Source organism: uncultured Sphingobacterium sp. (assembly GCF_964277905.1).
Lineage (GTDB): Bacteria > Bacteroidota > Bacteroidia > Sphingobacteriales > Sphingobacteriaceae > Sphingobacterium > Sphingobacterium siyangense.
Genome location: NZ_CAXYKD010000038.1, coordinates 1 through 25,995, shown reverse-complemented (window position 1 = coordinate 25,995; position 25,995 = coordinate 1). Strand labels below are relative to the sequence as shown.

Annotated in this window: 25 protein-coding genes; 7 read left to right on the top strand and 18 right to left on the bottom strand. The window is 36.4% G+C overall.

Annotated elements, in window-relative coordinates; translation table 11 throughout:
- Window positions 1-62: 62 nt before the first annotated feature.
- The 4 genes from ACHWSC_RS17025 to ACHWSC_RS17010 form a co-directional block, all read right to left on the bottom strand.
- Window positions 63-1,439: a RagB/SusD family nutrient uptake outer membrane protein gene (locus tag ACHWSC_RS17025; protein ID WP_394677544.1), complete on the bottom strand. Its 1,377-nt coding sequence runs from the start codon at window positions 1,437-1,439 to the stop codon at window positions 63-65.
- An 18-nt stretch (window positions 1,440-1,457) separates the two neighbouring features.
- Window positions 1,458-4,643, bottom strand: a complete 3,186-nt coding sequence (locus ACHWSC_RS17020) for a SusC/RagA family TonB-linked outer membrane protein (protein ID WP_394677543.1) — start codon at window positions 4,641-4,643, stop codon at window positions 1,458-1,460.
- 47 nt (window positions 4,644-4,690) lie between these two features.
- The gene (locus ACHWSC_RS17015) at window positions 4,691-6,688 is read right to left on the bottom strand and encodes a TlpA family protein disulfide reductase (RefSeq protein WP_394677542.1); all 1,998 of its coding nucleotides are present in this window, start codon (window positions 6,686-6,688) and stop codon (window positions 4,691-4,693) included.
- A 125-nt stretch (window positions 6,689-6,813) separates the two neighbouring features.
- The gene (locus ACHWSC_RS17010; protein ID WP_394677541.1) at window positions 6,814-7,188 is read right to left on the bottom strand and encodes a hypothetical protein; all 375 of its coding nucleotides are present in this window, start codon (window positions 7,186-7,188) and stop codon (window positions 6,814-6,816) included.
- 673 nt (window positions 7,189-7,861) lie between these two features.
- Here ACHWSC_RS17010 and ACHWSC_RS17005 point away from each other — a divergent pair.
- The 4 genes from ACHWSC_RS17005 to ACHWSC_RS16990 all read left to right on the top strand — a co-directional run bounded on the left by ACHWSC_RS17005 (window position 7,862) and on the right by ACHWSC_RS16990 (window position 10,639).
- On the top strand, window positions 7,862-8,311 hold the full coding sequence (locus ACHWSC_RS17005) for a helix-turn-helix domain-containing protein (protein WP_394677540.1): 450 nt from the start codon (window positions 7,862-7,864) through the stop codon (window positions 8,309-8,311).
- Between the two features lie 21 nt (window positions 8,312-8,332).
- Window positions 8,333-9,286, top strand: a complete 954-nt coding sequence (locus ACHWSC_RS17000; RefSeq protein ID WP_394677539.1) for a hypothetical protein — start codon at window positions 8,333-8,335, stop codon at window positions 9,284-9,286.
- A 316-nt stretch (window positions 9,287-9,602) separates the two neighbouring features.
- Window positions 9,603-10,172, top strand: coding sequence for a hypothetical protein (locus ACHWSC_RS16995; RefSeq protein ID WP_394677538.1), 570 nt, complete (start codon window positions 9,603-9,605; stop codon window positions 10,170-10,172).
- Window positions 10,173-10,348: 176 nt separating this feature from the next.
- Window positions 10,349-10,639 (top strand): helix-turn-helix domain-containing protein, encoded by a 291-nt coding sequence (locus ACHWSC_RS16990; protein ID WP_394677537.1) that lies wholly within the window; start codon window positions 10,349-10,351, stop codon window positions 10,637-10,639.
- A gap of 57 nt (window positions 10,640-10,696) precedes the next feature.
- Here the strand turns inward: ACHWSC_RS16990 and ACHWSC_RS16985 are convergent, their stop codons facing one another.
- Entirely contained in the window at window positions 10,697-10,972 is a 276-nt protein-coding gene (locus ACHWSC_RS16985; RefSeq protein WP_394677536.1) for a hypothetical protein, read from the bottom strand.
- Window positions 10,973-11,150: 178 nt separating this feature from the next.
- Here ACHWSC_RS16985 and ACHWSC_RS16980 point away from each other — a divergent pair, with 178 nt between their 5' ends.
- Entirely contained in the window at window positions 11,151-12,161 is a 1,011-nt protein-coding gene (locus ACHWSC_RS16980; RefSeq protein ID WP_394677535.1) for a hypothetical protein, read from the top strand.
- Here ACHWSC_RS16980 and ACHWSC_RS16975 read toward each other — a convergent pair.
- The 10 genes from ACHWSC_RS16975 to ACHWSC_RS16930 form a co-directional block, all read right to left on the bottom strand.
- Window positions 12,158-12,724, bottom strand: coding sequence for a sce7726 family protein (locus tag ACHWSC_RS16975; protein ID WP_394677534.1), 567 nt, complete (start codon window positions 12,722-12,724; stop codon window positions 12,158-12,160). The two genes, ACHWSC_RS16980 and ACHWSC_RS16975, sit on opposite strands and share 4 nt — an antisense overlap.
- 399 nt (window positions 12,725-13,123) lie before the next feature.
- The gene (locus tag ACHWSC_RS16970) at window positions 13,124-13,297 is read right to left on the bottom strand and encodes a hypothetical protein (RefSeq protein ID WP_394677533.1); all 174 of its coding nucleotides are present in this window, start codon (window positions 13,295-13,297) and stop codon (window positions 13,124-13,126) included.
- A gap of 250 nt (window positions 13,298-13,547) precedes the next feature.
- Window positions 13,548-14,327 carry a hypothetical protein gene (locus tag ACHWSC_RS16965; protein WP_394677532.1) on the bottom strand — a complete coding sequence of 260 codons (780 nt, stop codon included), beginning with the start codon at window positions 14,325-14,327 and terminating at the stop codon, window positions 13,548-13,550.
- Entirely contained in the window at window positions 14,321-15,325 is a 1,005-nt protein-coding gene (locus ACHWSC_RS16960; RefSeq protein WP_394677531.1) for a MarR family transcriptional regulator, read from the bottom strand. Before ACHWSC_RS16960 ends, ACHWSC_RS16965 begins: the two co-directional genes overlap by 7 nt.
- A gap of 64 nt (window positions 15,326-15,389) precedes the next feature.
- Window positions 15,390-16,142 carry a metallophosphoesterase gene (locus ACHWSC_RS16955; RefSeq protein ID WP_394677530.1) on the bottom strand — a complete coding sequence of 251 codons (753 nt, stop codon included), beginning with the start codon at window positions 16,140-16,142 and terminating at the stop codon, window positions 15,390-15,392.
- 254 nt (window positions 16,143-16,396) lie between these two features.
- Window positions 16,397-18,610, bottom strand: coding sequence for a DNA/RNA helicase domain-containing protein (locus tag ACHWSC_RS16950; RefSeq protein ID WP_394677529.1), 2,214 nt, complete (start codon window positions 18,608-18,610; stop codon window positions 16,397-16,399).
- Window positions 18,611-18,620: 10 nt separating this feature from the next.
- On the bottom strand, window positions 18,621-18,950 hold the full coding sequence (locus ACHWSC_RS16945) for a nucleotide pyrophosphohydrolase (RefSeq protein WP_346066605.1): 330 nt from the start codon (window positions 18,948-18,950) through the stop codon (window positions 18,621-18,623).
- A gap of 367 nt (window positions 18,951-19,317) precedes the next feature.
- Window positions 19,318-20,409 carry an AbiH family protein gene (locus tag ACHWSC_RS16940; RefSeq protein WP_394677528.1) on the bottom strand — a complete coding sequence of 364 codons (1,092 nt, stop codon included), beginning with the start codon at window positions 20,407-20,409 and terminating at the stop codon, window positions 19,318-19,320.
- Window positions 20,410-20,478: 69 nt separating this feature from the next.
- Window positions 20,479-21,684 (bottom strand): PD-(D/E)XK nuclease family protein, encoded by a 1,206-nt coding sequence (locus tag ACHWSC_RS16935; RefSeq protein WP_394677527.1) that lies wholly within the window; start codon window positions 21,682-21,684, stop codon window positions 20,479-20,481.
- A 372-nt stretch (window positions 21,685-22,056) separates the two neighbouring features.
- Window positions 22,057-22,503, bottom strand: a complete 447-nt coding sequence (locus ACHWSC_RS16930) for a nuclear transport factor 2 family protein (RefSeq protein WP_394677526.1) — start codon at window positions 22,501-22,503, stop codon at window positions 22,057-22,059.
- Between the two features lie 197 nt (window positions 22,504-22,700).
- Between ACHWSC_RS16930 and ACHWSC_RS16925 the strand changes: the two genes are divergently transcribed.
- Window positions 22,701-23,252 carry a hypothetical protein gene (locus tag ACHWSC_RS16925; RefSeq protein WP_313184157.1) on the top strand — a complete coding sequence of 184 codons (552 nt, stop codon included), beginning with the start codon at window positions 22,701-22,703 and terminating at the stop codon, window positions 23,250-23,252.
- Window positions 23,253-23,405: 153 nt separating this feature from the next.
- Here ACHWSC_RS16925 and ACHWSC_RS16920 read toward each other — a convergent pair whose 3' ends face one another.
- Both ACHWSC_RS16920 and ACHWSC_RS16915 read right to left on the bottom strand, forming a co-directional pair.
- Window positions 23,406-23,702, bottom strand: coding sequence for a DUF1016 N-terminal domain-containing protein (locus ACHWSC_RS16920; RefSeq protein WP_394677525.1), 297 nt, complete (start codon window positions 23,700-23,702; stop codon window positions 23,406-23,408).
- 385 nt (window positions 23,703-24,087) lie between these two features.
- Window positions 24,088-24,474: a nuclear transport factor 2 family protein gene (locus ACHWSC_RS16915; protein ID WP_394677524.1), complete on the bottom strand. Its 387-nt coding sequence runs from the start codon at window positions 24,472-24,474 to the stop codon at window positions 24,088-24,090.
- Window positions 24,475-24,839: 365 nt separating this feature from the next.
- Here ACHWSC_RS16915 and ACHWSC_RS16910 point away from each other — a divergent pair, with 365 nt between their 5' ends.
- Entirely contained in the window at window positions 24,840-25,295 is a 456-nt protein-coding gene (locus ACHWSC_RS16910) for a macro domain-containing protein (RefSeq protein WP_394677523.1), read from the top strand.
- A gap of 132 nt (window positions 25,296-25,427) precedes the next feature.
- Here the strand turns inward: ACHWSC_RS16910 and ACHWSC_RS16905 are convergent, their stop codons facing one another.
- Window positions 25,428-25,874 carry a nuclear transport factor 2 family protein gene (locus tag ACHWSC_RS16905; protein ID WP_394677522.1) on the bottom strand — a complete coding sequence of 149 codons (447 nt, stop codon included), beginning with the start codon at window positions 25,872-25,874 and terminating at the stop codon, window positions 25,428-25,430.
- Between the last annotated feature and the right edge of the window lie 121 nt (window positions 25,875-25,995).

Genomic DNA, 25,995 nt, shown 5'->3' with positions numbered 1-25,995 from the left:
AATAATGCTGGTCTCTCGTTTAAGGTATATAATTCAAAAAAAGACTATTATAAAGATTTTTCTTAAATAGGATTTTGAAGCATTCCAGTCGCCATAATCACATCTTCAGGCAATGGTAGTGCATATTTATTATCTCTGGGTTTGAGCATATATTCTGTCCCGTTCATGTTCCTTTTGAGCTGAATTCCCCGCCCCTCTTCGTTTAAACGTTTCAGGTCCATCCACCTCAAACCTCTAAAGAGCAGCTCTTTCCGTCTTTCCTCAAGAACAAAATCAAGTGCTTCATCCTGAACCTCAAAATAAGCCGGTATATAACTTCCTATTTTATAACGCCGGGATAATAGATAATCCATATCATCCATTCCTTCCCGAATGCTTCCTTTTCTTACAGCGCATTCCGCACGGATTAAAAACATTTCATCAACAGCAGGCCCACCAAATAGATTTGCACCGCCCGCGTAACTGCCTTTAAACGAAACATAACCATCTGCATTCATTTTAAAAAAGGCCTGCTTTCTTAGGTCATTAACATGATAAGACTGGTATAGAGTTGAATCAATATTAGCGTTATTAACTCCGATTTGTGCATTAATGGTCACAAGTTCAAAATATCCGAGTGTTTCCTTGTTAAATCTTGTAAAAGGATATGAAGCTAAAATTTTTACTTCAGCCGCGTTGTTATAATCCATCAGCTCTTTATTTACCGATAAGACCTTGTCCGCATAATAGTAAGCTGAATCGTATTTCGCCATCGAGTGGTAAGCTCTCGCCAATCCCGCATATGCTGCTATTTTTGATGGTCTCATGACGTGAATTGCTTTATCAGGCAGTATGTCGGCAGCAGCTAAAAGATCATCCACTATAACACGATAAGTCTTTAAAACAGTTGCTCTTTCAGACTTTACATTAAAATCTGAGGTACTGCGCAGTACAATACCCAAATCCTTCGCAGATGTATCGTCTTGATATGCTTTACTATAGGTCCACACCAAACTAAGATATTGGCTGGCACGATAGTAAAGAGCACAGCCCTTTACATTATCCCAATCATTTTTATTTGCCTCCGCTCTCTTAATTTCTTTAATTTTATCTAACACTAAATTGCAGTTATAGACAGTGATATAGGCTTTTGCCCAATCATTATTAAAATTATAAACGGGGTTTTCCCAGGTATAAAATTTTCTACCCACTTCATTCAGGCCATCAAATACCTTTTGCTTCAAAAAGTAATTATCAGCCGAAACCTCACCTATGGAACAAAAATTAAAATTAATGTTTTGCGAACCATCCAATATCTGCTGAAGATCTGTCAGATCCTCTGGTACTACCTGATTTTTGTTTGATTGTATATCCAAATACTTGTTGCAGGATGTATGGAATGTTACGAATAATGCGAGATAGATCGTAAGAAAGCAAAAGTGTTTTTTCGTCTTTTTCATTTCAAGATTCATTTATGATCAATAATTTAACTGGCATCCAAAAGATAAGGTCGTTGGGGGCGAAATCCGATAAGGAAATTCAGGATCAATATTTTGCTTATTCGCAGTCCATAGTAAGCCCAGATTGCTTACATTTCCATAAAATTTCACACGTAAAGCGCGCTGTTGAAGCCTCAGGGTTTTATCCCATGAAATGTTTATATACTCTAACCTCAAATGATCAGCTTTCAATACATTTACTTCAGATTGCACATATAGCGCGTCCCTAAAATCTTCCAATGGATATTGCACCGAAGGCACTGAAGTCTTCAATTCATCCCCTGCTTGCTGCCAGCGCATCTCAAAATCAGGAAAAGCAGTCCCCCGGTTGAAAAGGTTATAATAGGAAGTCGCAGGTTTTCTAAAATAATAGTCTCCTTTATAGCTCACATTTAGCGAAAGCGTCCAAGATTTCCATCCGAAAGTATTTATAAGCGATCCATAAACCTGCGGCTTGGCAGAACCATAAAAAACGATGCTGCCGCCTTCCAGTCCGTCGTTAAATGCAGCGTTGTTGATACCGATATAATCTTTACTGACTTCACCACGAAGGATACCCTGTGGATTTCCCTCATTATCGAGCCCCATCCATCTAAAGGCTGAGAGTGCATTCAATGGCATCCCCGGTATTGGCGTGATGGTATTTCCATCGCCCAAAAAAGATGATACGCCACCATTCAAAGCCCTATAGTATGCAGTAGTCTTGTTCTTATTCAAATTCAAAAGCAGCCTGGAATTCCATTTCACCGCTTTATCCAGATTATTCGTTGAAAGTGTGATATCCCAGCCTTTTCCTCTCATGGATGCAACATTTTTGGTTACTGTATTGGATTTACCCCAAGCGGTATAATCAAAATCAGTGAGCCCATACAGATCTTTTCCTGTTTTAATGTAATGATCCACCGTACCAGATAGACGACCTTTAAACAAAGAGAAGTCCAGTCCCAGGTTGAAGGTGGACACTTTCTCCCATCTCAAAGATGGATCATTCAATTTTGAGATCGTCAGTGCAGGTAATCTTGTATAAGTACCTGCAGTTACACTGGCGATAGGCTGCGGCGTTTTACGCAGGTCAACATTCCCACTATAACCATAGGTAGCCCTTAACTTTAATCGATCTACATCCTTATGGGTGATAAACGATTCCTTCCCGATATCCCAAGAGAGACCTGTAGACCATAGCGGTGACCATTTATCGTTGGTTTTTGCTCCGAATATATTGCCTCCATCTTTTCGAAAACTTCCCGACCAGGCATATCGATCCTTAAAAATATAACTCCAATTTGAATAGAGCGATACAAACCTATTCACGCGATCAGTGAAAGATGGACTTCCCGTAATACCCATTGGCACCATTGAAGGCACTATAGTGAAATATGTCGTAAAGTCTACCGGAACGGCCTGTAAGGGCTTCTCTTTATAACCATATACCCAATAATTTTCACCCTTGCTTGCTGTTTCTCGAATTTCTCCACCAGCCATACCGATCAACCGGTGCAGGCCCCATGACTTATTCATATTTAACTGCGTTCTTGCGGTGTAAGACCGTCCTGAGGAGAAGTCTTTGCTCTTGATCCCACCTCTGGGAATATGATACGTAATGCTACTTCCCCCATTTGAAACCTCCATAAATTGATTGATGTTCTTTCGGGCATAATAGCTTTCTTCATTATATAGTCCTTGCAGATCGGTCTGTTGAATCTGATACTGGAACCCGACACTTACATCTAGAAAAGGTAAAATTTTATATTTTCCATTTATGGTTGAATACCACTCATTCAATCTTGTCGTTGAAACAGCCTGCTTATAATCAGACAATGGATAATACCCCCAGTCTAAGTAAGGTGTGCCATAATTTTCGGTCATATAAGTACCCCTAAATTCTGGATAAAAGGCGCTTTGAGAGCCATCATTATTGTAAAAATCCATGTAGGGCACCTGCTTACCGTTGTAGTGAAGTGATTCAAACTTCGGCTTGCCTGATTCAGAAATACTGTTTGTAAACAAAAGGTTGATCGCAATGTCCAGTTTTTCTATAGGCTGGAAGCTATTGGTAAGCTGTAAATTCAACTTTCGGAACCGTCCTGCATACTCGTCTATTTCTCGGGTATAGCCTCCGGAAAAACCATAATTATACTGTCTGCTGCCGCCCGAAAGATTTAAGGAATACTGTTGCGAGAAGGGCGATTCGAGAAACAGGTCACGGTATGATTTTCTCCCATCTTTTGTCATAAGCTCATTGATCAGATCTGCTGAATCTGCAGGAGTCAGCAATCCACGTTTTGTCCTGTCAAATATGTCTATAGCCGGCGTGACCGAGATATACTGAAAACCATTCCCAAGCCAATCGTAAAATCCCTTATTGAACAACATGGACTCTGCATCGATAAAATCCTTATTGGACAATTGATACACCTGATCAAGGTTTGGCTTCGCTTTTGTAATCAATGTGCTGCTAAATGTGGTATTCATTATTTTGCCAGCTCCCTGACCTCCTTTTTTAGAAGTGATGACCACAACCCCGTTTCCTGCCCTTGCACCCCATATCGAACTTGCCGCCGCATCTTTCAAAACGGTAACAGATTCGATGCTATTCGGATCTATATTAGCCACATTGCCCTCATAAATAAAACCATCCAATACAATCAATGGATCAAGATTACCATCTATGGTACTGAGACCCCGAACAGAAAAATTCAGCTTTTGTCTATCACTGACAGTACTGGGCTGATTTTCAAATCTCAGCCCAGAGGCCACGTTATTGAGCCTGTTTAAAATGTTTGTACCAGTTTGCTGGTTGAGCATATCATTGGAAATCACGCTGGCAGAACCTGTTGTTTCATTGGGTTTTAAAATCTGATAGCCCGTATTGATCTGCACTTCTTCCAAGTAATTATCCTTTACAGCCATCAAAACCCTACCTTTAGCCAACACATCCTTTACCAATACCCGTAATTCCTGATAACCCATTGCCGAAAACCGAAGTGTATCGCGCAAATCTCCCCTTATTCCGAAACTTCCATCGGCTTCACTTTTTAAACGCATATTTGTAACCATATTTTGCACAGTGACGCCCTGCAATGGGCGCAAGTCTTCGCTTGATAGAATTACTCCTCGAACTATGTTTCTTTCTTTTACCTGACTATAGGACGTAAGCCAGCACATCCAAACACTTAGGATGCATAACATTCTCATATACATACCCTACCCTCCTATCTATCTGTTAATGAAAATGATGCACAGGCAATGGTCTCCTGCACAGAATTAAGCTCTAAACCCATTGCTCGGAGAAATGCCTTTCGCGTATCCTCTTCCCAGCCTTCAAAACCTTTAGGAATGGTCATGTCTACAAGTACCTCTTTGGACGCTCCAATTACCAATGGACGATGAAAATATAGGCTGAGGTTATCCATCAACAATTCTAATGGAATATTGCGGAATTTCATTTCCGTCTCCGAATCTCCCAGGAAAACTTCTGGGATACCACCTTTGCTCCTGATCTTTTCGGCAGCTGAATTGAAACTGACGCGCCATACATCCGTTGGCTTATTTTCTACAGAAAGTTTTATCCCAAAGAACTTTTTAAAATCTTCCGTAAAAAATTGTTTCGCTCTGCTCTTAGGCAAAGAATCCAGCACCACCATTTCATAACAGAAGCTGTTTTCATAACGATTTGGGGTCAGGAGCCGCTGTTTAGAGTTTACCCCGCTGCTTGCAGCAAACTGCCAATGTCTCCATGGTATTCCTTTCAATTCTTTTTGAAATGCTATGGCCACGAGCTGAGAAAATCTGAGGTTCAATAGCTGATACCTGGTCCGTTTTCCGTCGAACGCATAATTTCCAGAACTAGCATCTAATCCTTCTTGATAAGCCTGAAAAACAGAACCTGCATAAAATCCGTTATTCAGCATTTCATTGGTTATCAGAGCCACTTCTTTATTGGTCCTCATTTTTTTTTGATGGAAATCTGCATTTCCAGTATGAAGCACTGCTGTTATATTTTCTTTTGACAATGCATTGGAATAAGTATTTGCAACCAGAATACCATCTTTATTTATCCAAACGACATGTGGAACCGCGTTATGAGGAAATAATTGCTGGAAAATGGTGTCGCCAAATAGATAAGGAAGGGAAGTCTGAAAGCCATATGCCGTTTTATATTTTTTCTTTAGATCTTGTACACGTTTTTGTGTATCCTTTGTCTGTGTGCTATTGACAAGAAGCACGGCAATCTCATCTTTATTAATCGCCAATACATCTTCTAGATGTGGAAACCCCTCAATACACGATGGGCACCAAGTCGCCCAAAAATCCAGCAGGATCAGCTTCCCTTTCAGATCAGCGAACTTGATTGTTTTCTTTTTCCCATTAAAATAATTCAGTTCGAGCGACTGGTTCCATACCGCATCCGGGATCTTATCGCCCGGTTTTAGCGCAACGAGACTGGATAGCCCATCGGCCCCGCTATCTTTGCGGGGCGTCTGAGCTGATAAACTAAACATAGAAACTAAACATAAAATCAAGCATATCAAAATCATGCGATAGGCACGCTTATAATCTGCAACGAATAAAAAGCATTTTAAAGCCCGCTGAACAACTGGACCTATTAATCCAAGCAAAGTATTGGCTCGAAACATCAAAGCCTTACAGATCGACTTAAAGAACCTTAAAACAGATCGTTCAAATTCTACTCCATAAGTCAATCTAGACTCTCCCACCTGCTGAAAATCTTCGACCATCTTTTGAGCAATTCCTGCCGAATTTTTACATTTCATCGGATTTTCATCGAGTCTGCATCGGGTTTTGATCGGTGTAACCCGATGAGATCCCGATGAAAACTCAAGGCCAATAGCATGAAAGGCAGAAGCCGGGGCGAAGTTGGTCAGGCAAAAGTCCGAAGAAGGTGATGCCTTTCCCCCTCTTCGGCTGGCCTTCGGCTCAGCTTTGAGACTTCTTCGGGACATGGTGGAGATAGGCTCGGGAGCCCTTCGACTCCTACCCGAAGCGCAGTCGAACAACAGTCGAAGCGCTCCCGAAGATGAGGCAACGCTGATACGACGCAGTGTCGAAGGGTACTCAAACAAAACCCGAAGGCTACCCGAAGAATCTGCTTTTTTTACAAGATTCTGAGCGCTAATCTTACAGCGCTTTTTTAGCAGGATCGAAATACCTTTGAAGTACGTTTTTCGTTGTCTAATTTTCTTACGCAAATTTTGCGTAATTAGTACTATATCTGTGCTTAAGTAGTGCTTCACAGGTACTTGAAATATATAGCTTATATAGCCCTTAAAAAAGGCTAAAAATTTCAGGATATTCATTATTTTTTTGTTAGTGGTTATTCAGATAACCGACCGAAAAACTCAGCGACTTTCTTGCTCAATTCTAGCTCTTTTCCGATGCGCTCTTCAGCTTCTGCTGACAGCTGCATTTTACACAGGTCTATATGGCGATAATTGGCGACATTGTAGGCGATCAATACGCGATACAATGCAGTTGCAAATTCCTGCATTTCCTCATCTTTCAGAAGCCTATTTTCTCCTGAATTACCATCAAGATACGTGCTCAATAGTTGCAGTATATTAGCAGAAACAGTCTCTAGCGCATAGTGATTCCAGAATGCCTCAATCTCCTTTATAGGATCATAATCGACCTTATGGACATCATAAATCATCCAGTCAAAAGCAAATTGTAGCGCTAAAATCCTGTTCATTTTTCAGTGTGTAATCCGTAACCGAAAGTACATAGCATCCCCTCTCCGATCGAAATCAGCTTTTTATTGGGAGCCTGATGTTACTCAGTTCACATTAGTAATAATTAATTCATTCTGGGAGCCAGATCGCGTTTGATTGAGGGGTCACAAAGGTGTATAATATTGGCGTTACGCGGTCCATGGCAAGAGAAGCCAAATCTAATTTGGCCAAACCAGCCGAGCTACTCGGGAGCAGTGATGATGTTTTTTGATCTTTGTTTTTTGTTCATAACTCGTTTGTTTATAAAAACAAGTCCCTTAGCAGGTATCAGAAATGGCAATGGCGCGACATCCAACCTACCGTCTGTGCGGCCGTGAGAAGCCGATGGAACGAGTAAGCGGACGCCGCGCCATTGCTGACGGGCGTTTTGATCCACTTAATCGCCTTGCTCCATTTGAAATTTCTCACGTTTCACAGACAAGACTCATAAGTGCAGCCACCTAAGATGGTGCAAATGTATTGTTTTAATCTACTAAAGACAAATAATTTACTTTAAAAGTGGCTTTAGACTATGTATAAAGCCACTTTTATCGACAAATAATCGTATCTTTATATCAAAGGTAAGGAACCAATTATTTAGAGCAAAATGGTAAAATACCGGTAAATTACCGAACTTATTAAAATCTATAAAAAATGGGCGTTGCATTTCAAGAAGAGAAAATACACGAAGGAAAAAATCTAAAGAGAATTCGTGAAATCATGGGTATAAAACAGGAGGCTTTAGGACAAAAATGCGAAAGCAAATTTGACCAACGACGCATTTCTGAGTTTGAAAACTCCTGGACCATTTCAGAACCAGCCTTAAAGGAGTTAGCTGACGCTTTAGGGGTAACTGTCGAATTTATTCGTGCCTTCAATGAAGAGAAAGCCATATTTAATATCCAAAACAACAACACATTTACCGTTTCGGAAAATTCATTTGGGCTTAGCAATCAACCTAATGTTACCTATAACAGCCTTGGAAAAGTAGAGATGCTTTTAGAAAAACTCGTTCAGGACGATGATGTTAAGACTAAAGCAATTTTGGATTTGACTAAAGTTGTTGCTGATTTGGCGGAAGAGGTTAGGAAGTTGAAAGGCTAAATAAATATTTACCACTTTAAAATGAGTCTTAAATTAACTGAAATCCAGAAGAATCGATTAAAATCTTTGGACCCGCAATTCAAAAATGCTATTGCAGAAAGAAGATTAGATGTAGCAAAAATTGTTATCAGAGATATACGAGATGTTTTAAATCAAACTAATAATAAAACAAAATTATCGCAGTACAAGAATCAACTTTATGAACTTGCTCTAGATTCGGGCGACTATGACTTTGCTGAAAAAGGTTTCTTGGAAGTTCGCCATCTTGTTAATTCGAACACAAGAATACATCTTGAAGCAACGGCGTTATTAGCAATTTGTTACCTCAGGACTGAGAAATATGAAGAGTCTAAAGTGTATATCGAAGAAGTTCTTAAAAATGACAAGGTAATTAAAACAGAAAGGACAAGAAATTCGTTTAAAAAAAATATTATTCAACGTTTTGATGAAGAGGTAGCTCTTTTTTCATTGAGGGATAAAACTAATTATGCTAAGTACAACCTAGACGAGCTGGAGGCTGAGGCCATAAAGTTAATTCAATCAAAAAACGAGGATGAATTATTTGAGCATTTAGGTCAAAACACACCCCAACACACCAAACAATTAATATATATTATTGACGAATTTTCAAAAAAACAACTTACATATCGAGAAAGGAAACTATTGCCATCTCCAGAGGAAGCTGTAAAAGACAAAGAAGCAGGAAGAACAGTTTTTGCGTCTTTTAAGAGAGTAATTTACAACTCACTTTGTGATCCCAAAAGTGAAGTCTATAAAGCTTGGTATACTAACGGAGCATCAGCTGTTTTGGATAAAAAATATTTAATTACAGCAATTAGTGGAGCGTTGGCAGAAATCAGTATTTGTATAAAAGCACTTATCGTTTCAGCGATAGCATTGGTAATTAGATTTTCTTTGGACGTATATTGCGATAGATATAAACCTATCAGCGTAATTGAAATAAGAAAACAATAGCATAAAATGAACACTGTCGCATTTATATTTTTTAAAAATTTATCTCGAAGACAAACTTATAGAGCCTCCAATATAAAATGACACTGTTTCACAAAAGTTGTAAGTTATTAGAAATGTGAAGTTCAACCGGACTTCACATTTTTTATTTACTTTACTTTTAATACAATATGATTTATACAGAGCTTCTATATTAGTGTGGATTAAAAGAACACCGAGTTATTTCTTGTATTTAACTTCGATATATAAAATGCTTTTTCAATAAACTACTTTTTTTAGCTTTTATTACTTTTATAATATATTTTTTTTATATTTGAACATGAGTATTGCTAAGCTTGAACTAAGACGACGTTACCAAATTATACTTCAAGAAATTGAAGTGGAGAAAAAACGCATCAAGTTAGAGCAATTACACCAAATAGATTTACAAAAAAGACGCGAAGAAGAAGCTAGAGTAAGGATAAGAAATGGTACCGGCTCTGTTTTAGATCATTATATTTTTTGCATTAAATTAGATTCCCTTTTTATTTCTGATAATCATATTCTTGAATCATTAATTAAGAATGCAAGATGCTTGGCAATTGAGATCTTTGGAGAAGACTCTAAATTTAACGACTTAAAAATATTTTTGACCAGGTTAATAAAAAAGATCAAAAGACTTCTCAAGTATTTAATAAAGTTAACATTTAGACCAAGTGACGGATTCGATGATAAAAGGAAATTAATCACTCAATTCAGAAAGCTGTTAATAAAGAGCAATTACGATGATACAGAGAATTCATTAACTCCAATTAAGAGTTTAATTAATAGAGTTTTGAATTTTCAACTTTACAATAGTGGTAACAACACAAGAAATAAAAAAAGTTATATTAGATCTTTTGTCATGTGATAAGACGAAAATATCTAAAAAAAATAAAAAAGCATTACTTAGTCTTCTAAGAGATTTAGATGAAAATAATTCAAAAAAATCTAAGAAAAAAATAACCGAGTGTGAGTGGTATAAAATTCTCATAGATATAATTACGACACTAGCACAAATAGCATCATCAATCACAAATTACATCTATGAATCTGGGTAAAACTATTAAGTATTTACGTATACAAAAAGAATACAATCAAGAAGATTTAGCGAGCAAGTGTGGCATAACTCAGGCCACGCTTTCCCTTATTGAAAATAATAAGAAACGACCGTCTAAATCAACAATAGATAAGCTTTGCAAAACTTTCGAAATTTCAGAAATAGCATTATATGTACTTGCTGCAGAAAAAGAAGACGTCCCCGAAGACAAAAGAGAGGCTTTTGAGGCTATTTTTCCACAGTTGAAAGAGTTGATGAAAAAGGTATTTACTAAATAGAGATCTTGAAGGGATTGATATATTAATTTCGCTAAATCTCCTATTGCGATGTTAGCGTCAGCCTGGATTATTTTTAATCAGGCTAATAGTTCTTGACCGATAGCCTTCCCTGACTTGCGTACTGGCAAAAGCGTCTTGGTCTATAAAGATCTTTGACTCAAAATAACGATTTTTAAAAAACTGGGCCAATAGAGGAGGAGAAAGCATTTCAAGATAGCCCTGACCGACCATTTTTCCGGAAAGTAGTTTAATTGACTTGCTGATGGCTTGATGCCTTCCCTGAGTATCCCCTGTTGGATTAACCGTATCTTTGATTTTCGTTTTCCTTTTCATAGCCCCCCGTTCAAAATAATTTTGAGCTACAATAAAGTTAAATGTTATCAGCATCTGCCGCTGTTGATATTCCGAATTAATGATGATAATATATAAAAATTGCAGAAACACCTTGTTCGCTGATCTATAATTAATTATCTTAGGGTGTACGCTATAAAAAAATATTAACCAATAACAGATGAAAAAGTATTATCCTATTTTTGTATCCAAATCAGGAGAATTTACAGCATTAAAAAAATTATCTCAACAAATAAAAGATGATATCTCCCCTATTATCGAAGTAATACCTAATAATTATGATAGGGTACTAAATTTTGCGACAAATGAATGGAGTTTTATTGACAATGAACTTTACTTGGATTTCTCTTTATGCTCGCCATATGATGATAACGAAACCAAAAGATTAACTGAAGAATTAATTTCAAACCAAATAAATGTAATTCCAGTAGTTGGCAAGAATAGTCATTTAAATTACCTGACATATATTAAAACACTTTTTTCACAGTCTAAAATAAATAAAATATGTTTTAGGTTGAATAATGGCGAAATACCCACCTCCAATATTGATCATGAAATAGATTTACTCTTAAATATAATTGGGACAAATAGAAAGAGTCTGTCGTTAATTCTGGATTTTGGAATTGTTGGACAGCAAAATTACCTAACTTTCGCAATTGAATGCATTTCTATCATTGAAACTTTACAAAATAATTTAAGTTCAATAATTGTTTCGTGTGGGTCATTTCCACAAAATCTAAGCTCCTTTACTCCTCCAAATCGCTTATACACTATAAAACGATATGAATGGCTCTTTTGGCTAGAATTACAAAAGCATACTGAAATAAGAAAGTTAATAAGCTATTCAGATTTTGGCACAAAGTTCCCGACTTATACGGAAGCGAGCTTTCCAGGGACATGTAGTATTAAATATACTACAGAACTTGAGTTTTTGATCTACCGAGGGGAGCTATCTAGGTTACATCGCTTAGGAAATGGCCAATTTATTGAATTTGCATCTCAACTTATTTCAAATCAAAAATACTATGGCAGGAATTTTTCTTGGGGAGATGATCGGATATTTACTATTGCATCTCAACTTAACAGCCTAGATCAAACTCCAGGAAATTTAGAAACATGGGTTCAGATAAGTCAAAACCACCACATTACGCTAATCCATAATCTTCTCTAATAAAAATTTTTCCAATCTGAGCGGCCTTTTAGTTTGTCTCTTACAATTAATGATAATTTTTCGGTATGTAAATTATTAGACAGAATTTCACAAAGTATCCAGTTACGATCTTTTTTTCTGAAAGTAATCTGGTTCTCTGTGAGAATTTCTATTAATTCATCACGCCAAAGTAGCTTTGCTAAGAAAAACCCCTGTTTTGTTCGATTGATTTTACCTTTTCTAACTCTTTTGACCCCAATTTTCCCTTTTATTTCCTTGCACACAAATAAACCGACCCACTTAGGAACCAATTCTTGTATTTTCGACAAATACTTTTCTTCTGTTATTACTGATAGATAATCAAATATTTTTGCGTATGCCTCCATTTGATCTGGTAATCGCTTTAAAGTATCTGATGCACTTTTGATTTCAAAACCGTGTAATGCTCCATTCACAATAGCAATATCAATCCGCGCTTTCGCAACGGGCAAATTCAATTCATCAATTACTCTTGAATCACGATCATTAAGGTAGTGAGCTAATTCTGTTTCTTTAAAAATTCTTCGAATCTCTGGATCTTTCATAACGAATATACGTGCAAGTATACAATATTATTATTTTTAAGGCAAGGGTTAACTATATATGATATGTTTTTTAAGCTACGACTCTATATAACATTTTCTAATATTCGCTTATATTTTTATCGAGGTCTATACCCTCTTAGTAAGTCTCCAAAAAATCAACCAGCTAAACTAGACATAAATGTCTAGTTTATTAATCTCTTAAAAGATCCAATTACAATTAAATTTTGGGGACTTAGGATTATCGCGACGCATACTCTCGGTCTTTTCATTTGCATTCCAAGATCGTATATAATTTCCTACAACGACATCTCTGTGCAACTCACCGTCAGTATACATCCAGGGCTAAAATAAATAACGATTACCAACAACATATTGGTAATCATTATTAACAAATTAATTTTAAATTTTAGTAGCTACAAATCTTCCAGAAGTCATACGCTCCTGATGCAAGTTATTACAGTATGGGCATCTTATTTCTTCACTTTCTTTGCAGCCTACCCCTGCACTTCCTATCTTCTCCTCTCGCACATCAAATTCCATTTGACATGCTTCGTTTTTACATCTCGTTTCCATACAACTAATATATATTACTTTTTTAAAAAAACAAGCTCAAGGATATATTTCTCGAGAAATAAAACAACGTAGTGTTGTGATAGTCTTTTAACCTTAATAAATACATTAAATTAAATAAAACTGACTCTTTAAAATTATTATAAATTTTATAATTAATATAAAAGTGACAAGAACTAATTCATAAGAAACTGCAGATATAGGTATGAACTCACTATTTTTCTCTATGTTCAAGTAGATAAGAAGCGTCTTTTTATATCTCTTCCTCCTTTATTTCAAAAACCTTTAAAATAGTGTCCAAAATCTGCTTAGCATCTGCTCCTTTTATTCCCATTGCAGCAAATATATCGGGTGTAGGTAGGTCTTCTTTAATCTGCTTCAAGAAGTTAATTAACATTTTACGAATACTTTCTGGAAGGGGAAATCTCTCTTCACCGGTTAGCAGCAGAGTCATTTTAAATGCATCGTTCCTGTGTTTTTTTAGATGCTTATTATCTTCTTTAATCCCTTGTGCTATTCTATTACTAATATCAATAAAAGCTTTTGCTTTTAAAACGATAATGGATTCTATTTTTGCTCTATGTATCTCTTCTACCAGTTCACTATGTTCAGTTACATATTTATAAAAATCATCATCAAGCAGAATTGCCGATAAACTGCTTAAATCATCATCTACTGGAATAGGAGTTAAGTGAAAATCGGGGTCAAGTTCTATTAAATCCGGAGTTCTAGAAAAAAGTTCAATCTGCTTTGGGTAAAGCTTATTTTGAGGATCAATAAATCGGTAATACTTTCTGTCTTCACCTCCACTCTCCGTTCGAGTATAATTTCCATCTTTAATAAATTGCCAAAAGGTTTTGACAAAATCTGAGGAAAGGGCCTCTACTACCAGAATTATATCTATATCTTTAGTAGCACGAGCTATCAACCCTGCTTCCTCTGTTATTAAATCGCAGGCTGTCCCACCTATTATAACATAGTTATCAGGAAAAGCTGCAAAATACTCTTTAAATTTTTCAATTCCATTTACCATATTGTTTCAATCAGTTTATCCAATTCTATTTCTACCCGTTCATCTATATTATCAATGTAGCTTACATATAAAGATAAGGGATCGACTTTGTTGTTATATTTTCCAGTAACTTTGCTAATGATATCAGGATCGTACTTCCAGATTTGATATACAAATTCATCTTCATGGTCAAAAAATTCTAAATCTGTATTCTTTTTCAAATACGAGAAACTCTCCTGATCCATTGCTCTGGTAACTTGCTTCGATGGATTAATTTCTGTGTATTCTGCAAGCGCTGTATCGCCAGCAAATGGAAGATGTGCGACATATCTACTTCTATTCGAATATACCACCTTTTGAATCGGTGATATGAAATATCCCTTCTCCAGCGCTTTTATCCATAATTCTTTTTCACTATCTAGAAAATGGAACGCTTTACTTCTTCCTTTATTAATCACATTTATCAATTCAAGTTGTTGGAGATTTTCGATTGCTCTTGAGACATTTATTGTGTTAACCTTAAAAAAATCCGCTATTTCTTTGAAAGGTTTGTGATCTATTTGAAGGGTCTTATTCCTATTCAAAATATAAAATAACACCATGACTTGAGCAAGTGGAAGAAAATGTTCTGCTTTTTGTACCTTCTTTACAAAATTATATTCCTTTAGGTCTATGAAAAGATTGGGCACATACATTTGCTTCCCCACCACAATAAAACTCCTTCGCATTTTTACTAACCGCTGCCTATTATAGGGTTCCAATTGGCTTATGGACAGTATTACTGGAAAGCCTAGCTTGTCCTCGATAATTGACAATTGTTTATCAATAGCTGTGATAGAGAATTCGTTGTCGTCATTAATAAATGCCACAAGAAACTTTCTTCCTAACATTGTCAATTCAAACCACTGATAGGTAGCTCTTAAGTAAACAGGTATTTGAGACAGATATTTACTATCAAGATCATGTATTATAACCTCTATGCCAATAGTCTCATTAATGTATTCTTTTATACTATGCATATAATAACACTAAATTTGCACTATAACACCATCAATGTTATAGTGCAAATTTAGTGTTATTAAATTAAATATCAATTACAACAGCAACATTATTATTAAATGGATCTTTACTAGTGATAAATTGATTAGTCACAAAAGAAGTAGGACCAATCTCAATAGCACCAACATTCGCGTGGCTGTGTCCATATATCCAAGCATTCGGCCAATTATCACTTATAAGGCCAACCAAATCATTGCAATAAGCTCCTAAAAGAGCACTATCAACAGAAAGGAGTTCTGCAGGTAGCAAAACAGGGCAGTGATGTGTAATAACAACTTTCTTGTCAATAGAATGATCACAAATTCGATTCCTTATATACTCGCGGCACTCTTTATTGAAAAAATTATAATCGTTATAATCAATTGCTTCAGTCATGAATTTCACAAACTTAAAATCATTTATATAAATCTGGCTATACCAACGATCTTCTACGGAAATCTCAGACCACAAAGTCGAAAAAATAAGCTCAACATCGTTAACGAGTATCGATTTATTATTTACAATAAAAATATTATCTCTTATACTTTGCAAAAAATTCGACCGATAATTATTATAGTCAAGACCATAATATTCATGATTACCTGGTACCCAATACACCCTATCAAAATCTTCACTTAAACTATTCAAGAATCCTTCTATTAACCCTAAATCCGTTAACGGCATAACATCTCCAGCTAATACCAAAATATCAGCATGTGGAACAATTCTATTTCTTTCAAAAAATTTCAAATTGTCAGGGATATCCAAATGTAGATCTGAAATATATTGTATTTTCATTAATTAAATAAGTCTAATTGGGCTTGTGAATTCCAGGAAGATTACATATCATGCAACAAAGCAATAATTATTTTTAACTACCTTAAATTCAACGATCTCGTCCTCCGCGGATAAACTTAAGAGTGTTTCAAGTACGTGGGTATTCATTAAAGTGAATTAATTTACAATTGGCATGTACCGATATCTTTCCATCGATTAATTATACAAAGCTAAGGAAATACTTCCAATTGTTATTGATTAGTGAAGCAACTTTGCTACAGCACCTGTCTAAATACGCCGATCACCTGGAGATCTACAGTCTCTTCATCTTTCAGTACAATGGGAATGTAGGAGTCGTCTGAAGACTTGGGTAAGAGGATAATTTGCTGATGTTGCCAACCTTCATCCGTAATGGTCTTCTTACTCGAATACTCTTTAATGGTATAATTGGCTCCGAAATCCCGATCTTCAAAACTACTGGATTCAACCAGACAGATCAGACCATTTCTGGAACCTCCCTCATAACGTTCGAATAAACAGATCGAACCATTGGGAATAATCTTATTCATAGACTCCCCGACTACTTTACAGGCAAAGTAACGTTGTGGATCCTGATAACGTCCTTCAACTTCAATATACTGCCAAGTCTCACCTTGTTGTAATTCGGAAAAATTGCCTGCTGCGATTTCTAGATCATAATATGGTATAGAGCCCGCTGTAGGGTCAGAACTAATATGACATGAAGGAATGACTTTTGACTCGTTTTCGCTATTTCCTGTCACAACCTCCATATGTTGACTCAAATAGGCTTTAAGATTCGGATTGCACACATAAACATATACGCCCCTAATCCCTCTAAACATCAGCGTCTTGTAGATATTTTTAACATAGAATAATAAATCCAAGTCATCGGTGCTATTCTTCCCATTCGTGTCCTTATATTCGTCCCGATACACCACAATAGTTTTAGCAATAGGATCATAGTCGATCTCTTTACCAAAGACGATAGCGATATAATTTAAGTCATTGCCAAATACGGTATGGATGCTCCCTACCTCATGTATCGCATTTTTAGAATTGATCCAATCTTTAGCTGTCGAATTCCAACGAAGGTCTATCCCCTCGATAGTCATATCATACAGACACCTATTCTTTTTATCCTTGGTCTTATACTCCCAGCTAAAGCCGGCAACCAATCTGGACAGTCCTGTCTCTGCTTCTTTGTGGAAAACCTGAGCGCGCATCGCTACAAAACTATCAAACAGCTTAAGCTCAAAATCATTCGATTCAAATCTTTCGTTCGGCAACAATTCCAAGTCAAACAGTCGATGGACAAAATCAGTAAACAGGTCACCTCCTTCAGAGCGAATCTGCGTCTGTAAGCGTACACTGTCATACGCCTTAGAGTTCTTTAAAACTTCAAACCTTGAAGGTGGTAAATCAGTCGTACGGATAGATTGGTTGCTGTCATAAAAGAAAATCTGATTTTCCGACTGCTTCAAAACCCAATCCAACTCTGTTCCTTCGTTGATATCAAATCCGAGACGCGTATTACTCTTATCAAAATCTCCATAACCAGATATATTTTTGCGTCTGCGCAAGCGGTGGGCCTCATCCACTAAAACCACCTTGTATGTTCGTTTTGAAATATCTGTTGGCGATATAACCATACTCGAACTAAGCTGATCAATATCTTTGAACACTTTCTGCAGGGTACTGCGCAAGGAGGTCATCGATACGACAAGGGCGACTTGATCTTTAAGATCTTTTTCATTTTCTACTGTAATACCATGTTTGTCTCGATATGCATTAAGCAACCCGAATGCCTCCATCGAGAATTCATCCTTCATCTCAAACTGTTCAAAATAGCGTATGGGCGTAACAAGCAATTTAAGTACATAAATCGCAATGATAGTCTTACCAGTACCTGCATTCCCCTGTATAAAGATACCTTTTTTGTCGTCCACGAGCATTTTCAAACAGGCCAGAACTGCCTGCTGCTGGTCTAGGTTCAAACTCTTGTAGGGTGAGTACTTAAAAACGTTGCTGTTAATGATCTCTTCAAAAGACGTGCGCGCTATTTTAAGTTCTTCGAGTTGTTTCCATATCTGCGGAAACAATACCTCATATTCTTTCTTCTTGTGATAGTAGTGACCGTTATTGCCAAGGTTGGCATTGATTAGTTTCAGACCTTTTTCTGCTGAGAAAAGATTGATCAGGAATGCTTCTAGATGCAGGGTAACGGATTTGTTGAACAAATGCGAATATATCGCATGTCGGATTAATAGGTCTTTCTTGCTGTCGTGTCTATTGTGGCTTGAAAAGCGGTTCTTGATATCGATAGATTCACCGATATAGATTGACCTTTTATCGTTGAGCAGATAAACAAGTGCGCTGTTATAAAAATCTAGTTTGCTATCTGTATCCCTAACCTCTCCTGTGCTACCGACGGGAACAATATGAACTTCTTTAATATCCAATTCTGACATGCGTTGTTAATTACAGTTCATTATACTTTTTAGCAGTTCCCTTGGCTTTTTCGACCGGATATTTTTCGTTGTTGAGTCTCATCTTGTCCTCCACGATCTGCTTGACATCAAGCCCTTGCTTATCGGCAAGTAATAGCGCATACATAAGCACATCGGCAAGCTCATTCCTCAACTTATCGGGATTGGCATCTTCATTTCCTTTCCACAGAAAAAGTTCCAGAAGCTCAGACGCTTCAATGCTCAATGCAACTGCGAGGTCCTTAGAATTGTGAAACTGTTCCCAATCTCTCGCATCTCTGAATGCTCTGATCTGTGCTATTAACTGCTGAATATCCGACATGATAAATCTTTTAACTAAAAACTGGTCTTTGTCCAAATATCCGAAATATTGTTTAGGAATGAAATGTTTCCTCAAGTTTAAAGCTAGAAATTAGCCATAAAGCTTTTTATAGGACTTGATGTTTCTTTTTAATAGTCTATTAAGTTATGATAACTTAATTGTCAAATAGATCATTAGGATTTAATTCTACGAAATTTAGCATTTGGTCAATTAGTTCTTATTACCTTGCATTATAGCATCGGCTGGATTAAATTCCACAACAAGCTTTCGCATACGTCCCTTGTCGCTAAAATGACGGCTTAAGTTTATTGATTTGTCAAAAAAATCATTGTAATGAAATATCCTAACAGACTTACAATTATCATGATCAAATATTTCTTTGAACATCGTTCGATCTGACAAACCACAAGAATGTCCAATTAGTAAAAACTTGATAATGATCTAGGTTCAAAAAACGCATTAAATTTCTGTAATTGGAAGTTTTGAGATAATGATAAGATTTTACATGCTCAAAAAGACTATTATTCTTCTGTTCCTCAAATTGTAAATACTCTTTATCATGTTCATCACCAAAACCAAAAATAATAGGGTTCGTAGGATTTTTAAGTTCGCCATGAATATGGTTTATGGCATAAGAGCGGAATTTGTTTGTATTAAACTCATCTAGTGATTCAACCGATAGCTCATAGTCGTCTTTTTCGGTATTAGCGATTTCTTTGTAATACTTTCTAAGCGTATTGGTATAGTTAAAATTCAACAGATACAATTTATATTGATTAAGCTTACCATTTCCATGAGTTGTGTTTCTGGCACTTGTTACATCCTCGCTATTGAATGCAGTATCAAAATCTGAAATGCTAAAATCTGATCGCATGGCTTCCAAAAGTTCCGGGATAACTTCAATACCTCGCTGTTCTTCGATCAATAAATACTCCTCCAGCTTTCCTTTTAAAAATTCAAAATTCTTATTTATTGTACGTATATAGTCTAAATCGTGAGAATGATCTGAATCATTATACTTCTTCAGTGCATCAAAATATTCTTGTTCTATATCTACCCAACCACACTCTAAGCACGAGTCAATCAACATCTTAAAAAAACTGCATTTAAAAACAACTTCATGTGATATGAGTTTAGAAACTTCTTGAAATTGTTCTTTTGCATTACCTATGGTATCTAAATCATCATAAAAGCCAAAGTTTAAGTAAATATTTAAAAGTCCCTTATCGTATAAATATCTACTTATACCTGTATTTTTTGCTTTATCTCGGAGATCCATAAACCTGTAGTGCTCCAAAATTGATACATTAATCAATTCGTCTTCATAAAACTCTCCATTAGCATATATACCTGCACCATTAAAACTACTATCCAGGTACCAAAAAATAAAATCTTTATAACTGGTTCTTAATCCGTGTGCCAGATCAAACCCATTACCAACAAGTATTAATCTATTCATACTTTTTTAATATTTCTGACATAATTAAATAAGTCCCATCTATCAATTGCGCATTATGATTTTTCTAGACTAAAATCTTTTATTTACGGCTATTTTTAGTTCTTTTTTGGAAACAAACGCCTGGCATTCCAATACAATTTTATCAATTAACTCATCGCTACACGATGGATCGATGAGATCAAAAACCTGAGTGGCATTAAAATCGAAATTAGCGTAACGCTTCTCTAAAATCTTTTGATAATCTTCATCACACTTGCTCTCTTTAACTATTCCGATACTGAAACCATTACTGTCGTTGCATACATAATATAAAACTTCATTTTTTGGAAATGATAAGCTAATTCTAGTTTTAACATCTCTATGAGTAAGGGCAGTAATCTTATCATTTTCTATTTCAGAAACTTTAACATTAAATGCTTCTGAGATACAATCACCTAAGTTTGAAAAAAACTCATGGACGGTATGCCACTTAACATGCTTAAATTGCGCTAACACCAATTCAGCATGATTGACACCTTCAATTTCCTTATTTATCCAAAAATTGTATCCTTCATCCAAATTAGCAGCAGTAATTGTTTTTAAATCCCAGGCCAATTGAATATCATTCAAAAACTCTAGAGAAGCCTGTTTATATTGAACAATAGCCCTTTTTAGGTCGCTATCATCTACTAACTCGCTAATACATCGTGTTAACCATTGCTGTATATGTTTCAGATGTTCTTTTCTTATAAGAAGATCTTTGACACACTGCGGAAATTCATCATGAAAAGAGGGAAGTTTGCCGTCAATAGTTAAGTATAAAATACGAACAACTTTAAAACCCTTTGCGGTCACTTTATTATGATACCTTGGGAGTTGAAACCTGTTGGGATTGTTGGGATCATAAATATTATTTTTCTCAAACTCTAAGTCCGATTTATTACTATCTCCAGCAAATATTTTATTTTCAATTATGATAGCTTCGTTATGGGCATTTCGAATTAAAATATCGATATTATCCAATTCACTTTTTCCAGCCTCATCTGGTACTACAGTAACTCCATCCAAACGGAAATTCGGCATTTCCAGTTCCTCCAAAAAAAGTTCTAAAAATTTTGCACCTCGCCCATGAGTTCCCTGAGGATTTAGCAAAAAAGCAATAAAGCGTGAATGGAGCGGTTTCTCCTCAGTCATTTTGAACATAGTCCGAAATACGTTGAACTGATTGTAATTATTCAATCCGTGCTTAGCGGTTGTTTCGTTTATTTGATTAATAAAGTCTTTTTTTCTTTCCATAAGAATTTGTCGTATGACATTAGCCTTTAGTCTAGTTAACAAGAATATGCACTATCACAGCTGTTTGCACCTTGCTTTGATTAGCGACAGTGTGCATTCTTTCTTCACTGCTTTTTTCGCAACGGTTAAGTCACCGCAATAGAGAATTTTATGGCAATTAAATAGGCTAACCAGGATAATATGAGCTGTAAATTAATAAATATTTATGTGGTTATAAAATTATTTATTTGTCTATACTTTCTACTTAATTATTCTGATTTAGCTATACAGACTACGATCATACCCGTAACAACTCGCTATTTTAAATAGATCATAAAAAAGCCACATCTCATGACGTGGCTCTACTACATATATATTTATTTGAGATGGCTCTTATTTATACGAATTGATCGATTTGGATACCTTCCAGTCATTACCCACACGCTCCAAGGTAACTAAATCTGTTTTGGTGAAGTTTTCAAATTTCAACGTTACTTTAGCCACCATATAGTCTGCCAATTCCTCGATGATATCAGTGCTTACTGTACAGTTTAGCTTTTCACCTTTTTGTTTTTTCAAGGATTTAACCACTTCGCTACGGCTGTTATTTTGTGCATTGGAAGCTTGGATCTTTTGATTGAAATCAGCTGCGAATAACTGCTCTACTCCTGCTGATTCTCCCTCTGTGGTTACCGCAACATAGTGCTCTAAAGCGAAATCTGCTGTGGAAAGGTTAACGCTTGCTTTTGTTGCTTTGGCTCTAGGTCCTTCAGCTGCCATAGCAAATGTAGATACTGCGATTAAAGCTGCTGCTGCGAATGTTTTTACTAGCGTTTTCATAATGTCTTTATTTTATTGTGTTAGTTCTGTTGTTCTTATTTGTTGACTCAAAACTACAACACAATACGCCCCTAGCCTACGGGCTTTAGACCAACGATCAGGAAAACTCGGTGAATGGCGGGAATGGGCAGGTAAGAAGTTTGTGCTTTACAGCTTATCAAATGAATATTTACATATCTTTAAGAAAACATTTTAATATGGTTGACTTAGCACGTAGAAAGGAACTTGCGTATCATTTAAGACATTTAGTTGTCGGACTTATTAGCAATGATGAGTTTGAGGAGGAGATACTAGACAATGTATCCTTTGGTTATCTTCCTGAACATTATTATTCTTCAAAACAAGTCAAATTTGATGATCCTATCATAAGACCAATGCTCGAATTAAGCTGGTGTTTATATAGCGATTTAGAAAATCATACACTTACTGGCAAACACCAACTTTCTGATAAAGAACTGAAAGACATTGCTCGGTTTATTTTATTCCTACATTCGGATTTTGAGTACGAATGGCCTTACTTTGATCGTATGAATCCGCTATTACGGTTTTCATTTAAAGACTTGTTATTTACTGTCCTGAGCTTAGGACAGCATTATAACGTAAAACTAAATGAGAGGAAAGAGCAGTTTGAAGAATTTAAGCATTCAGGGGATCATGAACTATGGCCATTTATAAGCAAAGAACAATACGAACAGCAATTGAGAAAGCAACCATTTTTAAGAGGCATAAATTCAATAAAATCCAACTAAGGGCGTAAATTACATCCGTATTCTCCTTTACCTGCTTTCAGCATAGCAAAAGCTTCTAAAAGTCCAAATGATTGAAATTGCCTATCAACAATATAAAGTATTAATCTATACCGATCACCAATATACAGTTAAGTCCGCCGATAATCTCAGACGCTACAAACGGGTATTTGCCCAGCTAAGTTTCGTTACGCACTGCGTAACGGATTGGAAATTCTCTACGCGCTGCGTAGAGGATTGGTCGAAGTCGGGAAAGGTCTGGTAAAAATGCCGCATATTCCGTAAATCGGCTTCTGAAAAACCTTTTTCTAATGCAACTGACAAATACTTAGAAAGGCCTGATACTACAAAATCACCATAGCTTGCACGGCTATTGCCTTGCTGTTCTTGCTCCACAATACGCTTACCGATCTGCCAATAGGTGTGCACCATAATGGTAATAGGTCTTCTCATAATTTTACTAATAAAATTGATCTTGACTTTTCGATTAAAAGCAATTTCCAAGCATCTAAGAAGGTTTTTGGGGAATCTATTTACAGGCTCTTCTAATAAAATCGCCTATTCTTTCTACTTATCTTACTCCTAACTTTTCGATTGAAAAATGGGTTTCAAGTAATTAAAAAAATATTTATGCTTAATCTTTCTCCTAATCATTTATTTTCCCTACTTAATTATGCTAATTGAGTAGTACTAGCTACAGTTATCCTCGAGGCACCTCGCTATTTTAAATAAAACATAAAAAAGCCACGTCTCACGACCTGGCTTCTAAACTAAACTTAAACATATGATTCACTAGTGGTTTGCCTTCCTTTAATGGCAAACCACTAGTTATTGGATACTATTTATACGAATTGAACGATTTAGACACTTTCCAGTCATTGCCCACACGCTCCAAGGTAACTAAATCTGTTTTGGTGAAATTCTCAAATTTCAACGTTACTTTAGCGACCATATAGTCTGCAGATTCCTCGATGATATCTGTGCTTACGGTACAGTTTAGCTTCTCTCCTTTTTGCTTTTTCAAGGATTTAACCACTTCGCTACGGCTATTAGACTGCGCATTGGTAGCTTGGATCTTTTGATTAAAATCAGCTGCAAATAACTGCTCCACGCCTGCAGATTCGCCTTCGGTCGTTACCGCAACATAGTTCTCTAAAGCGAAGTCTGCTGTGGAAAGGTTAACGTTTGCTTTTGTTGCCTTTACTCCTGGTCCTTCAGCTGCCATAGCGAAAGTAGATACTGCGATTAGGGCTGCTGCTGTGAATGTTTTTACTAGCGTTTTTTATCGAAATTATTTGTTTTTTATTTGATGATAAAGCTATCATGAGTGTCTTTTGAATACACTCATGATGGTTCATAATGTCTTTATTTTATAGTGTTAGTTTTTAGTTCTTATTTGTTGACTCAAAACTACGACACAATACGCCCCTAGCCTACGGGCTTTAGACTAACGTTCAGGAAAATTCGGTGAATGGCGGGAATAGGGAGGTGAAGCAAGTTGCATTTCAGAATAATTTTGTTCATCTTCATCCTCCCAACAATTCGGCTTCGAAGCTGAATGATTGGACTATTACGCATTTAAAAAAAAAAATGGTCACATATCTAGATTCTGGAAATATATTCAATTTACCTGATGTAAAAAATTATGCTCATGGTTGTAATTGCGCTGGAGCAATGGGGAAAGGAATCGCTTTACAATTCAAAGAAAAATATAATCAAATGTATTTGGAATATAAAAAGCGTTGTAAAGATGGTGATTTCTCTCTTGGGGATGTTTTTTCTTACGACTATGGTGAAGGCACTGTTTTCAATCTTGGCACTCAAAAGACCTGGAAAACCAAAGCAGAACTTAAAGCAATTGAAGATTCTCTTCTCAAAATGCTTGTATATGCCCGCCAAAATGGCATCGAAAAAATAGCCCTGCCCAAAATTGGGGCCGGGTTGGGTGGTTTAGTTTGGGATGATGTAAAAGTTACTATTAACAGGGTTGCCAAAGATTATGATGATATTGATCTTATCGTTGTAGAAAATTATAGAAATATTTAAAAAAACAATTGACAATTAGTAGCAAGTGGACAAAACTAAAAAAGCCACATCTCCCGACTTGGCCTTAATAAACATATGATTCACTAGTGGTTTGTAGTCTGCCCGAGCTGACAAACCACTAGTTATTAGATACTATTTATACGAATTGATCGATTTGGATACTTTCCAGTCATTGCCCACACGCTCCAAGGTAACTAAGTCCGTTTTGGTGAAGTTGTCAAATTTTAGAGTCACTTTAGCAACCATATAGTCTGCCGATTCTTCAAGGATATCAGTGCTTACTGTACAGTTCAGCTTTTCGCCTTTTTGCTTTTTCAATAGTTTGACCACTCCAGTACGGCTGTTAGACTGTGCATTGGAAGATTGGATCTTTTGGCTGAAATCTTCGGCAAATAATTGCTCTACCCCTGCTGATTCGCCTTCGGTCATTACCGCAACATAGTGCTCTAAAGCGAAATCTGCTGTGGAAAGGTTAATGTCAGCTTTTGTTGCTTTGGCTCCAGGTCCTTCAGCTGCCATAGCGAATGTAGATACTGCGATTAGGGCTGCTGCTGCTAATGTTTTTACTAATGATTTCATAATGTCTTTATTTTATAGTGTTAGTTCTGTTGTTCTTATTTGTTGACTCAAAACTACAACACAATACGCTCCTAGCCTATCGGCATTAGACTAACGATCGGGAAAACTCGGTGAGTGGCGG